The organism is Bacillus sp. JH7 (genome assembly GCF_001563515.1).
In the GTDB taxonomy this organism is placed as follows: Bacteria; Bacillota; Bacilli; order Bacillales; family Bacillaceae_G; genus Bacillus_A; species Bacillus_A cereus.
On record NZ_LPUS01000001.1, the window covers coordinates 251,219 to 264,216 of the forward strand.

A 12,998-nucleotide genomic window follows, 5' to 3' on the forward strand; every position below is an offset into this window, starting at 1 on the left:
ACATGCATAAAGTGCATCAAGGAAAATTAGAAACTGTATCAAAAGTAAAAGTAGAAAATGCAAAAGATTTAAGTCTTGCATATTCTCCAGGGGTTGCAGAACCTTGTAAAGAAATTTATGACGATAAAAGTAAGGTATATGAATATACGATGAAGGGAAATATGGTAGCAGTTGTGACAGATGGAACAGCTGTACTTGGTCTTGGTAACATTGGACCTGAAGCATCTCTTCCAGTAATGGAAGGTAAAGCTGTATTATTTAAGAGCTTTGCTGGTGTAGATGCATTCCCAATTGCCTTAAATACAAACGATGTAGATAAAATTGTTGAAACTGTAAAATTAATGGAGCCAACTTTTGGCGGCGTTAACTTAGAAGATATCGCAGCACCAAACTGCTTCATTATTGAAGAGCGTTTGAAAAAAGAAACAAATATTCCTATCTTCCATGATGATCAACACGGAACAGCTATCGTAACAGTAGCAGGTCTTGTAAATGCACTGAAATTAGTTGGAAAGAAAATGTCTGACATTAAAGTTGTCGCAAATGGCGCAGGTGCAGCAGGTATTGCAATTATTAAACTTTTATATCGCTATGGTGTACGCGACATTATTATGTGTGACCGTAAAGGCGCAATCTATGATGGTCGTCCTACAGGTATGAATCCAGTGAAGGATGAAGTTGCAAAATATACAAATAAGAATCGTATAGAAGGTTCTTTAGCTGATGTTGTACAAGGTGCGGACGTATTCATTGGTGTATCTGCAGAAGGTGCATTAACAGAAGAGATGGTTCGTACAATGAATGACGATGCGATTATTTTTGCAATGGCGAATCCAGTTCCAGAAATTATGCCAGAATTGGCAAAAGCAGCGGGCGCAGCTGTTGTTGGAACAGGTCGTTCTGACTTCCCGAACCAAGTAAATAATGTATTGGCGTTCCCTGGTATTTTCCGCGGTGCACTTGACGTACATGCGACACAAATTAACGAAGAAATGAAGATGGCAGCTGTACAGGCTATTGCTGAGCTTGTAGCAGAAGATGAGTTAAATGCAGACTATATCATTCCGGCACCATTTGACGCGCGTGTAGCGCCTCAAGTAGCGGCTTACGTTGCAAAAGCAGCAATGGAGACAGGAGTAGCTCGCCGTCAAGTAGATCCAAATGAGATCGCTGAAAAAACAAAACAATTAGCGCTGATTGGTAAAGAATAAGCGAGGAATTTCCATTGACATCATCAAATACAAAAGTATATCTCGAAATTGTAAAAAAAATCCGTTCCATTATGGAAGAGGATGGATTGGTGGCGGGGGATCGTTTGCCGTCTGAGCGTGAGTTAAGTTCACGCTTAAACGTAGGACGTTCCTCTGTAAGAGAAGCATTGCGTGCTTTAGAACTGGTAGGATTGATTGAAACGAGACGTGGTGAAGGGACGTTTATTCGAAACTTTTATGATAACGGTCTTGTACAATTAATTGCTCCGTTCTTATTGCAAGATGAGAAAACAATTCGTGATTTATTACAAACGAAACGATTACTCGAGAAAGATATGATTCGAATTGTATGTAATTTACCGAAAGAAACGTTTTCTAAAGTGCTAAGTAAATTACATCAAGTGCTTGAAGGAAACGAAAACTCAATTCCAATGCTTCATCAAACGTTCTTTAAAACACTTATTGAACAAGTCGATAATTATTTACTATATCGCATTTGGATGATCGTAAATGATTACGTATCAACGCTTTCTTGTAAAGTTTCAAGAGATTCTATCGATATGTATAGAAAGCTTTACGCTACTTTGGAAGAAAAACAAGAAAATGATGCACTAAAAATTTACGATGAATTAGTAGAGAATATACAGTTTCACTCGTAATGTATAAAATTTGTCGAAATGACCATGACACGTTATGACAAACATTCTACCGCTTAGCGGTTAAAGTTAAACGTAAAGAGTGAGGTTATTAGACAGATTGAGAAGATAAGGCTAACATCAAACTTTGGTGTTAGCCCCATTTTCTTCTTACGCTAACCTTAGCTCTCAACGAAGGGGGTCAAATTGTGCTAAGAGATTTATTCGTGAAAAAGAAAAAGTACGCTGCAATACCTTCAGAACAAGTACGAAAAGATGTGCCAGATGGCGTTATGACAAAATGTCCGGAATGTAAAAAAATCATGTATACGAAAGAACTTCTAAAAAATTTAAAAGTATGTGTGAATTGTGGATATCATCATCCTATGAATGCATGGGAACGTCTTAATAGTATATTGGACGAAGGGTCATTCCGTGAGTATGACAAAGAAATGGTTTCATTAAATCCACTCGAGTTTCCAGGTTATGAAGAGAAACTAGAGAGCGATCGTAAGAAGACTGAATTGAACGAAGCGGTTGTAACTGGTGAAGGAACAATTGATGACATGCTTGTTGTTGTTGCAGTAATGGATTCTCGTTTTCGAATGGGGAGCATGGGCTCTGTAGTAGGAGAAAAAATCGCCCGTGCGGTTGAAAAGGCGTACGACTTACAAGTTCCATTTATTATCTTTACTGCTTCGGGTGGTGCCCGTATGCAAGAAGGGATATTAAGTTTAATGCAAATGGCAAAAACAAGCGTAGCTTTGAAAAAGCATAGTAATGCAGGAGGATTATTTATTTCTGTTATGACTCACCCAACGACGGGCGGGGTTTCAGCGAGTTTCGCTTCACTTGGTGATTATAATCTTGCAGAACCAGGTGCACTTATCGGATTTGCTGGTAGACGTGTAATTGAACAAACGGTGCGTGAGAAACTACCGGAAGATTTCCAAACGGCAGAATTCTTACTAGATCATGGTCAATTAGATGCGGTGGTGCATCGTGATGATATGAGAGAATCGCTTCGCAAGATTTTAGAAGTTCATCAAGGAGGGGAAATGGCTGTATGGCAGAGCTAGAATTTGAAAAACCAGTTGTTGAGCTAAGAAATAAGATTCGTGAACTGAAAGACTATACGAAAAACAGCCAGATGGACTTCAGTGAGGAGATTCGTATTTTGGAAGAAAAGCTAGAAAATTTAGAGGAAGATATATACGGCAATCTAAAAGTATGGGACCGTGTTCAAATTGCTCGTCATGCAGAACGACCGACAACGCTCGATTATATTGAGCACTTATTTACTGATTTTTTTGAATGTCATGGAGATCGTCTATTTGGCGATGATGCAGCGATTGTCGGCGGCATTGCGAAATATAAAGGGATGCCTGTAACTGTAATTGGGCATCAGCGCGGAAAAGATACGAAAGAAAATATTCGCCGTAACTTTGGAATGCCTCATCCAGAAGGATATCGAAAAGCACTGCGTCTCATGAAACAAGCGGAAAAGTTTAATCGTCCTATTATTTGTTTCATCGATACGAAGGGAGCTTATCCTGGTAAAGCAGCTGAAGAACGTGGACAAAGTGAAGCTATTGCCCGCAACCTATTTGAGATGGCAGGTTTAACGGTACCAGTTATTTGTATCGTTATCGGTGAAGGCGGTAGTGGTGGTGCGCTAGGTCTTGGAGTAGGAGATTACATTCATATGCTAGAAAATTCCACTTATTCTGTTATTACACCAGAGGGTGCAGCGGCAATTCTTTGGAAAGATGCAGGAAAAGCAAAGGAAGCTGCAGAGGCAATGAAAATTACAGCAGCAGATTTGAAAGAATTAGGTGTAATTGACGAAATTATTCCAGAAGCAAGAGGCGGAGCTCACCGTAATATTTTAAAACAGTCAGAAAATATAGACTTAATGATTCGAAAAACTTTTGAACAATTAAACGGAATTTCGAAAGATGAATTAATCGAAAAACGTTATGAAAAATATATGAAAATTGGGCAAGTTTCGTTTTCAAACGCTTCCATTTGGATAAAATAAGAAAAGCGTGCGTTCCACTTCGCGAATGCACGTTTTTATTATGAAAAGACACATCTTCTCCATTGTATTTTTATATTTTTTCGTGTTATTTTATTATAAGGCAAATAATCTTTATGAGGTGAGTACAAATGAAACGTATTGGTGTATTAACAAGTGGTGGAGATTCACCTGGTATGAATGCTGCCATTCGTGCAGTTGTTCGTAAAGCGATTTTCCATGATATTGAAGTATATGGTATTTACCATGGATACGCTGGATTAATTTCTGGTCACATTGAAAAATTAGAACTTGGTTCTGTTGGCGATATTATCCACCGCGGTGGTACGAAATTATATACAGCAAGATGTCCTGAGTTTAAAGATCCAGAAGTACGACTAAAAGGTATCGAGCAATTAAAGAAACACGGTATCGAAGGACTTGTTGTTATTGGTGGAGATGGTTCTTACCAAGGCGCTAAAAAATTAACTGAACAAGGATTCCCATGTGTTGGTGTACCAGGTACAATCGACAATGATATCCCTGGAACAGACTTCACAATTGGTTTCGATACAGCTTTAAACACTGTTATTGATGCAATTGATAAAATTCGTGACACAGCTACATCTCATGAACGTACATATGTTATCGAAGTAATGGGACGTCATGCTGGTGATATCGCATTATGGGCTGGTTTAGCTGATGGTGCGGAAACAATCTTAATTCCAGAAGAAGAGTATGACATGGATGATGTTATCGCTCGTCTGAAGCGTGGTAGTGAACGTGGTAAAAAACACAGTATTATCGTTGTAGCTGAAGGTGTTGGAAGTGCAATTGACATCGGTAAGCACATTGAAGAAGCAACAAACTTTGATACTCGTGTAACTGTATTAGGTCACGTACAACGTGGTGGATCACCAAGTGCACAAGACCGTGTATTAGCAAGTCGTCTTGGCGCAAGAGCAGTTGAATTGTTAATTGCTGGTAAAGGTGGACGTTGTGTAGGTATTCAAGATAACAAACTTGTTGATCATGATATTATCGAAGCGTTAGCTCAAAAGCATACAATCGATAAAGATATGTATCAATTATCTAAAGAATTATCCATCTAATCGGCGTAATGTCAGATATTTGGGAACGGTTTCATAATTTTCGGAGGTGCAATATGCGTAAAACTAAAATTGTATGTACTATAGGTCCTGCTAGTGAAAGTATTGAAAAATTAGAGCAATTAATCGAAGCAGGTATGAACGTTGCTCGTTTAAACTTCTCTCATGGTAGCCATGAAGAGCACGGAGCTCGTATTAAAAACATTCGTGAAGCTTCAAAGAAAACTGGTAAAACAGTTGGTATCTTACTTGATACAAAAGGTCCAGAAATCCGTACTCACGACTTCGTAGACGGACAAGCTGAGCTTGTAACAGGTGCAGAAGTAGTTCTTTCTACTGAGCAAGTATTAGGTACTGCAGAGAAGTTCTCTGTATCTTATGCTGGTCTTTATGACGATGTAGACCCAGGTTCTCGTATTCTAATCGATGACGGTCTTATCGAACTAGAAGTAATCGAAAAAGCTGACGGAAACATCCGTACAAAAGTTCTTAACAGCGGAACTGTAAAAAATAAAAAAGGTGTTAACGTACCAAACGTAAGCATTAAGCTTCCTGGTATCACTGAAAAAGACGTAAAAGATATCATCTTTGGTATCGAGCAAAAAGTTGATTTCATTGCAGCTTCATTCGTACGTAAAGCGTCTGACGTATTAGAAATCCGTGAATTATTAGAAGAGCATAACGCTCAATACATCCAAATCGTACCAAAAATCGAAAACCAAGAAGGTATCGACAACATCGATTCAATCTTAGAAGTTTCTGACGGTTTAATGGTAGCTCGTGGTGACATGGGTGTAGAAATTCCACCAGAAGAAGTACCGTTAGTACAAAAACGTCTAATTAAAAAATGTAACGTGTTAGGTAAACCAGTTATTACTGCAACACAAATGTTAGATTCTATGCAACGTAACCCACGTCCAACTCGTGCGGAAGCAAGTGACGTAGCTAACGCAATCTTCGATGGTACAGATGCAATCATGCTTTCAGGTGAAACAGCTGCTGGACAATACCCAGTAGAAGCGGTAACAATGATGGCTAACATTGCGGTACGTGTTGAAAAATCATTACAATATGAAGATATGTTCAAAAAACGTATTAAAGAGTTCACTCCAACAATTACAGATGCAATTAGCCAATCTGTTGCGCATACAGCACTTGCTCTTGATGTAGCTGCAATCGTAGCTCCAACAGAAAGTGGATATACTGCGAAAATGATCTCTAAATACCGTCCAAAATCTCCAATCGTAGCTGTAACATCTGACGAGCAAGTAGGACGTCGTCTTGCACTTGTTTGGGGTGTACAAGCATTTATGGCTGAGAAGCGCGCAGCTTCAACTGACGAAATGTTAGATACAGCAATTCAAACAGGTATGGATGCAGGTCTAATCGGACTTGGAGATACTGTAGTGATTACTGCTGGTGTTCCAGTTGCTGAAACTGGTACAACAAACTTAATGAAAATCCACGTTGTTGGTGAAGAAATTGCTAAAGGACAAGGAATCGGTCGTAAAGCTGCAAAAGGTAAAGTAGTTGTAGCAAAAACAGCTGCTGAAGCTGTAGCGAACGTAAACGAAGGTGATATCCTTGTTACAACAAGCACTGATAAAGATATGATTCCTGCAATCGAAAAAGCTGCGGCTTTAGTTGTAGAAGAAGGTGGCTTAACAAGCCATGCAGCTGTTGTAGGCGTATCAATCGGTATTCCTGTTATCGTTGGTGTAAACGGCGTAACAGCAACTTTAAAAAATGGCCAAGAAGTAACAGTTGATGCAGCACGCGGAATTGTTTATAATGGACATGCGGAAGTGCTATAAGTAATACGGAGAGAAGGATCGGAGTCCTTCTCTTTTTTTTACACAAAAACGAGATAGAATTAGCTTAAAACGCCTAGAATTGCTTTTAAAAGCTGTTTGTTATGGGTTTTAATATGAAAGGATATCTATATTTCATATGATGTATATAGGCGTTGTGAGGGTGTTAAAAGTGAGATGTGAGAGAGGTGTAGAACTATGAAGTGGTTGCTATTCTTGTTTATTTTAATACCAGCGATTGAGATTACGGTCTTAATTGGATCGAGTCATGTAATAGGTTTATGGTCTACGTTCGCTATGATTGTATTTACAGGTGTTGTAGGTGTGTATTTGGCGAAAAGACAAGGGTTTAAAGTGCTTGGAGAGATTCAATCTAAGTTGAATAGAGGGGAAATGCCAGGTGAGGCGGTACTAGATGGTATTTTTGTATTTGTAGGAGGTATTCTCTTAGTGCTTCCTGGGTATGTGACAGATGTGCTAGGGTTTATCTGCGTGATCCCTATTACGAGAGCTTTATTGAAGCCGCTTGTTATGAAGTGGATGGAATGGAAATTTAGAAAGAACTCTACTATTATTATTCAGAAATAGCACTTAGATTGTAGAAATCTAAGTGCTATTTTTTGTCTTGTAAGAGGAGAGGAACTTTCTGATTGAAGCTTTGTTTTACCACGCTATTTGTGGGGGGAATTTCTATCTCGAAATTGGGCTGCTCGTAAGTGTCTGATGTGGGGCGAATGATGAGCGGGGATGAACAAAACGTCTGCTCATTATATTTGCTATATAATTTTCATTTGAACTCTTGTTGTGCTTCGATTAAACTTGTGATTTTTTAGTGCTATTAATTTAGATGAATAAGATGGAGGGAAACGCTGCTAAATTAAAGTTTTGCTTTCTTATATAAAGGAACGATTGGTGTAAAAAATTCATATAAAAGGCGGAGATTGTTAGTTGAAGTCTTATTTTATGCTATTTTGTATATTTATTCATTTACATAAAAAGCAATAAATGTAAATAATAATTATAAAACAAATAGAATAAATATGTAAAAATACCACGAAATATGCGTTTTTTATGCAAAAAAACAAGAGAATTATCTTTTTTGAGTGCAATTCTCTTGTTTTATGTAATGAGTATGAAAAATAAGTACAAGGAATAATCAGTGGGAATTTCCCACTGATTACATGTAAGTTTTTTGTTGTGTATGAATTAGAAACTATTATTTTGAAGGTGAACCTTTAATATATTTCCACAAGTCATGGAAGACATTAGCTTTGTGTAATGTATTAAGTAGTACTAAGGTGACTGGGCCGATGATTAATCCTAAAAAGCCAAAAAGTTTAAAACCGACAAATAGAGCGACGAGTGTTGCTAATGGATCGAGACCGATGTTAGATGAAAGTACTTTCGGCTCCATAATTTGTCTTTGGACAATCACGACGATGTATAAAATGAGAAGACCAATGGCGAATGCGGTATCGCCAGTGAAAAATACGTATATAACCCATGGAACGAAGACTGCGCCTGTTCCTAAGTATGGTAGTAAATCTACAACTCCTGTAATAATCGCAATAGTAATGGCGTATGGTACGCGTAATATTAAAAGTCCGATTAGTACAATGACGGTTGTCATAGATACGAGTGTAAGTTGTGCTTTCACAAAACCAAACAAAGCTTTTCTTAAGTCGACAAAAATAGTTTTTCCATAGCCATGTACACGATTCGGTAGCAATTTTCTTGCTTTCTGAGCAAGACGGTGCCAATCGTAACTAATGAAGAAAGTGGCTAATAAAATGAATACAAGGACAGTTAAAGTTGTTGGCAGTGCACTAATGAAATTCGTTAACCCGCTTATAATGGCGGTTAAAAGTTCTTTCATTTGTGTTGTTGCTTCTGTTCCTAAGTTTTGAATGTTTTGTGTAATTGTATAGCGCTGTGGTTCTCCAAGATGATTAAATTTAGAGATTAAATCATCGTAGAGAGGCATAATATGATTAAGTGCAAATTGCTGAGCGAATGTAACGATATCTGGAAACTTTACTGTAACAAGTTGTAGTAAGTATGTTGTGGCAGATATTGCTTCAGTCACAAGATATGTAACAAGTCCAACGATAGCTCCAAATACGAGAATTAAGCTAACGAGTACTGCTAGTGCGCGAGGAAATTGTAGTTTTTGATTAAGGAAATTGACGACAGGATTAATCAAATAAGCAAATGCAAAAGCGATAATAAAAGGATAGATAAGCCCCGACATGTATAGTAATACATAGAACCCAGCTACCGTTGCTACAATGACAAATATGAGTCGCAATATCATATATAGTAAGTTTCGGTTCAAAGATGTATACCTCCCATTCCAATTTGGATTATCCTAATTCGTTCAACTTATAACGAGTGTGCCCCACTGATTAAAGTTTCACTTTATGTTATAGTGGAATGATGGATTTTTCCTGCTTTTTCAGTATGTGAGTGACTGTGAAAGCTTGGTGTTGATGCTTCTACTATATGGTAAAAACTTCATTTTCTCTTCTTTTTATTTTACCTGTTTCTAATTAGAAAAGAAAGAAGAGACGCCCGTTTTTTAAAATGTATACATGCTTAAATTTTGATGGTGAAAGTCTCAGTGTGTCATTTTAAAATACATGAAAAATGAAGTGATTCATGTTGAATAGGCATCGATATAGCATGTATAACGATAGGTTTAAAGGTATTTTTGTTTGGAAATGAGTTCATTATTTTCAGAAAGGAAGTGCAAACATGATTAGTCAGTCAACGTTATTTTTATTCATACTACTTATTATAGGACTTATTGCTAAAAACCAATCGCTTACTGTAGCTATTGGTGTGTTATTTTTATTGAAGTTTACGTTTTTAGGAGATAAGGTCTTTCCTTATTTACAAACGAAAGGAATTAACCTAGGTGTAACGGTCATTACAATAGCGGTGCTCGTACCGATTGCGACAGGGGAAATAGGTTTTAAACAACTTGGAGAAGCGGCGAAATCTTATTATGCGTGGATTGCTTTAGCTTCAGGTGTAGCGGTCGCTTTGTTAGCGAAAGGCGGCGTACAATTGTTGACGACGGATCCTCACATTACAACTGCGCTTGTTTTTGGGACAATTATAGCGGTTGCGCTATTTAATGGGGTTGCTGTTGGTCCGTTAATTGGGGCTGGAATTGCCTATGCGGTTATGAGTATTATACAAATGTTTAAATAAGGAATTTTATAGTAATATAAAATTTTTGAATTCTTTCTGTTCACAAAAGTCAGATAATTGTTTATAATAGGATTAGAAACTTTGAAAAGTTACATAACAGCAGAGACTTTACACCAGATAAAATAAAAACAACATAAAACAATTTTATAATGATATTGTTTTATGTTGTTTTTATCATAAAACTCTTCGGAATGTATTTTCCTCACTAACTTGTTGTTTTGAGCGTGAGGATTCGGGGAGACATTCACGCTCATGCTTTCCATGTAAACAATGGACAATAAGAGGGGAACATCGCAACAAATTTGCATGATCGTGCATTTTGCTTGCCTAAAGAGTGAACGGGCGTTCATAATTCAAAAGGGGAGCAAATAGATATAAGGAGCAAGGTTGGGAGAATTTTCAGGAAAAGGAGAGAATGTCATGACTGTTATTCGAGGTTTAGAAGGGGTAGTAGCAACAACATCATCTGTGAGCTCTATTATTGATGATACATTAACTTATGTTGGGTATAATATTGATGATTTAGCTGAGAATGCTACGTTTGAAGAAGTAGTGTACTTATTATGGCACCGCAAGCTTCCTAATGAAAAAGAACTAGCGGAATTTAATGAAATTGTATCAGAATACTATAAAGTTCCAGGTGAGATTTTAACATATTTGAAACAAGTAGATTTAAAAATTGCACATCCGATGTCTGTTTTACGAACTGCAATTTCCATGCTATCATTATACGATGAGAGCGCTGAAATTATGGATGAAAAGTCCAATTATTTGAAAGCGGTTAAATTACAGGCGCAAGTCGGAACTTTAGTTGCTGCTTACGCGAGAATCCGTAAAGGTTTAGATATTGTTGAGCCAAGAAAGGATTTATCATTAGCTGCAAACTTCTTGTACATGTTAAATGATCGCGAGCCAAATGAAGTTGAAATTGAAGCTTTTGATAAGGCGCTTGTACTTCATGCAGATCATGAGTTAAACGCTTCTACATTTACTGCACGTGTTTGCGTAGCTACACTTTCAGATGTATATTCTGGTATTACAGCAGCAATCGGTGCATTAAAAGGTCCTCTTCACGGTGGGGCAAATGAAAATGTAATGAAGATGTTAACTGAGATTGGTGAAGAAGAAAATGTAGAGTCATATATTCATAATGCTCTTCAAAATAAAGTGAAAATCATGGGCTTTGGCCACCGTGTGTATGAGCAGGGTGATCCACGTGCAAAACACTTACGTGAAATGTCTAAGAGATTATGCGTGCTTTTAGGAGAAGAGAAATGGTATAATATGTCTATCAAAATTGAAGACATTGTAACAAAAGAAAAAGGTCTTCCACCAAATGTTGATTTCTATTCAGCTTCTGTATACCATTGTTTAGGAATTGACCATGACTTATTTACACCTATTTTTGCAATTAGCCGTATGTCAGGCTGGTTAGCTCATATTCTAGAACAATATGAAAACAACCGTTTAATTCGTCCGCGTGCTGATTATAATGGACCAACGCATCAAGTGTATGTTCCAATTGCACAACGATAAGCGAATAACACTATTTTGATAGTGAAAATACGCTTTCAAAAGTCTGATTTTTTCAGAAAGATGTAATGATTAGAATATTTTAATTTGACTAACGGTTTGAACTGAGGGGTTATTCCCTCAGTTTCATACATATGAAATTTCAAACATGGGGGTTATCACATTGACGACAGGTGAAAAAATTACTGTAACTAATGGTGTTATGAATGTACCAAACAATCCGATTATTCCATTTATCGAGGGAGATGGAATTGGTCCTGATATTTGGGCAGCTGCATCTCGCGTACTAGAAGCAGCAGTTGAAAAAGCTTATGATGGTGAGAAGAAAATCGTTTGGAAAGAAGTGCTTGCAGGGGAAAAAGCATTCAACCAAACAGGCGAGTGGTTACCAGAAGAAACTTTAAACTTAATTCGTGAATATTTAATCGCGATTAAAGGTCCACTTACAACTCCAGTTGGCGGTGGTATTCGTTCTCTAAACGTAGCACTTCGTCAAGAATTAGATTTATATGTATGTCTACGTCCAGTTCGTTATTTTGAAGGTGTTCCTTCACCTGTAAAACGTCCGGAAGATACTGATATGGTTATTTTCCGTGAAAATACAGAAGACATTTATGCTGGAATTGAATATGCACAAGGATCTCCAGAAGCAGAAAAAGTTCTTGCTTTCTTAAAAGAAGCAATGGGTGTTAATAAAATCCGCTTCCCAGAAACATCTGGTATTGGTATTAAGCCGATTTCAGAAGAAGGGACAAAGCGTCTTGTCCGTGCTGCAATTCAATATGCAATTAACGAAAAACGTTCTTCTGTTACATTAGTTCATAAAGGAAACATTATGAAATTTACAGAAGGTGCTTTCAAAAACTGGGGTTATGAAGTAGCGGAACAAGAATTCGGCGACAAAGTATTTACTTGGGCTGAATACGATCGTATTGTTGAAAAAGATGGTAAAGATGCAGCGAATAAAGCGATGGCAGACGCTGAAGTGGCTGGAAAAATCATCGTAAAAGATTCTATTGCAGACATCTTCTTACAACAAATTTTAACTCGTCCACGTGAGTTCGATGTTGTTGCAACAATGAACTTAAATGGTGACTATATCTCTGATGCACTTGCTGCACAAGTAGGTGGAATTGGTATTGCACCTGGTGCAAACATTAACTATGTGACTGGACATGCTATCTTTGAAGCTACACACGGTACAGCTCCAAAATATGCAGGTTTAGATAAAGTAAACCCATCTTCTGTTCTTCTTTCAGGTGTATTATTATTAGAACACTTAGGATGGAACGAAGCTGCGAAATTAGTAACTGCTTCTGTTGAGAAAACAATTGCTTCAAAAGTAGTAACTTATGATTTCGCACGCTTAATGGAAGGTGCAACAGAAGTGAAATGTTCTGAGTTCGCTAATGAACTTATTAAAAACATGGATGTAGCGATAATCAAAAACGCATAATTAAAGCGGG

At 37.5% G+C, this 12,998-nt stretch carries 11 protein-coding genes; 10 read left to right on the forward strand and 1 reads right to left on the reverse strand.

All coding sequences use genetic code 11. The features are described 5' to 3' along the window. Nucleotides 1-2 precede the first annotated feature (2 nt). The 7 genes from AU379_RS01440 (at nucleotide 3) to AU379_RS01470 (ending at nucleotide 7,371) form a co-directional block, all read left to right on the forward strand. Nucleotides 3-1,211 (forward strand): malic enzyme-like NAD(P)-binding protein, encoded by a 1,209-nt coding sequence (locus tag AU379_RS01440; RefSeq protein ID WP_161508111.1) that lies wholly within the window; start codon nucleotides 3-5, stop codon nucleotides 1,209-1,211. Between the two features lie 14 nt (nucleotides 1,212-1,225). After that, the gene (locus AU379_RS01445) at nucleotides 1,226-1,870 is read left to right on the forward strand and encodes a GntR family transcriptional regulator (RefSeq protein WP_000204439.1); all 645 of its coding nucleotides are present in this window, start codon (nucleotides 1,226-1,228) and stop codon (nucleotides 1,868-1,870) included. A gap of 185 nt (nucleotides 1,871-2,055) precedes the next feature. Further along, complete coding sequence (accD, locus tag AU379_RS01450) at nucleotides 2,056-2,925, forward strand: acetyl-CoA carboxylase, carboxyltransferase subunit beta (protein WP_000942859.1); 870 nt, start codon at nucleotides 2,056-2,058, stop codon at nucleotides 2,923-2,925. Next, complete coding sequence (gene accA / locus AU379_RS01455) at nucleotides 2,913-3,887, forward strand: acetyl-CoA carboxylase carboxyl transferase subunit alpha (protein ID WP_000818804.1); 975 nt, start codon at nucleotides 2,913-2,915, stop codon at nucleotides 3,885-3,887. The genes accD and accA overlap by 13 nt, the downstream gene beginning before the upstream one ends. A gap of 128 nt (nucleotides 3,888-4,015) precedes the next feature. Further along, the gene (gene pfkA, locus AU379_RS01460; protein ID WP_000821157.1) at nucleotides 4,016-4,975 is read left to right on the forward strand and encodes a 6-phosphofructokinase; all 960 of its coding nucleotides are present in this window, start codon (nucleotides 4,016-4,018) and stop codon (nucleotides 4,973-4,975) included. A gap of 53 nt (nucleotides 4,976-5,028) precedes the next feature. Continuing rightward, on the forward strand, nucleotides 5,029-6,786 hold the full coding sequence (gene pyk / locus AU379_RS01465; RefSeq protein ID WP_001232673.1) for a pyruvate kinase: 1,758 nt from the start codon (nucleotides 5,029-5,031) through the stop codon (nucleotides 6,784-6,786). Nucleotides 6,787-6,981: 195 nt separating this feature from the next. Further along, the gene (locus AU379_RS01470; RefSeq protein ID WP_000871631.1) at nucleotides 6,982-7,371 is read left to right on the forward strand and encodes an FxsA family protein; all 390 of its coding nucleotides are present in this window, start codon (nucleotides 6,982-6,984) and stop codon (nucleotides 7,369-7,371) included. A gap of 628 nt (nucleotides 7,372-7,999) precedes the next feature. Here AU379_RS01470 and ytvI read toward each other — a convergent pair. Continuing rightward, nucleotides 8,000-9,118, reverse strand: coding sequence for a sporulation integral membrane protein YtvI (ytvI, locus tag AU379_RS01475; RefSeq protein ID WP_001081388.1), 1,119 nt, complete (start codon nucleotides 9,116-9,118; stop codon nucleotides 8,000-8,002). Between the two features lie 419 nt (nucleotides 9,119-9,537). Between ytvI and AU379_RS01480 the strand changes: the two genes are divergently transcribed. The 3 genes from AU379_RS01480 to icd all read left to right on the forward strand — a co-directional run bounded on the left by AU379_RS01480 (nucleotide 9,538) and on the right by icd (nucleotide 12,988). Next, on the forward strand, nucleotides 9,538-9,999 hold the full coding sequence (locus AU379_RS01480; protein WP_000625507.1) for a DUF441 domain-containing protein: 462 nt from the start codon (nucleotides 9,538-9,540) through the stop codon (nucleotides 9,997-9,999). Nucleotides 10,000-10,386: 387 nt separating this feature from the next. Beyond that, nucleotides 10,387-11,535, forward strand: a complete 1,149-nt coding sequence (gene citZ, locus AU379_RS01485; protein WP_000503652.1) for a citrate synthase — start codon at nucleotides 10,387-10,389, stop codon at nucleotides 11,533-11,535. A gap of 160 nt (nucleotides 11,536-11,695) precedes the next feature. Continuing rightward, a complete protein-coding gene (gene icd, locus AU379_RS01490; protein WP_000206898.1) occupies nucleotides 11,696-12,988 on the forward strand; it encodes an NADP-dependent isocitrate dehydrogenase in 1,293 nt (430 codons plus the stop codon). The last annotated feature ends 10 nt before the right edge of the window (nucleotides 12,989-12,998 follow it).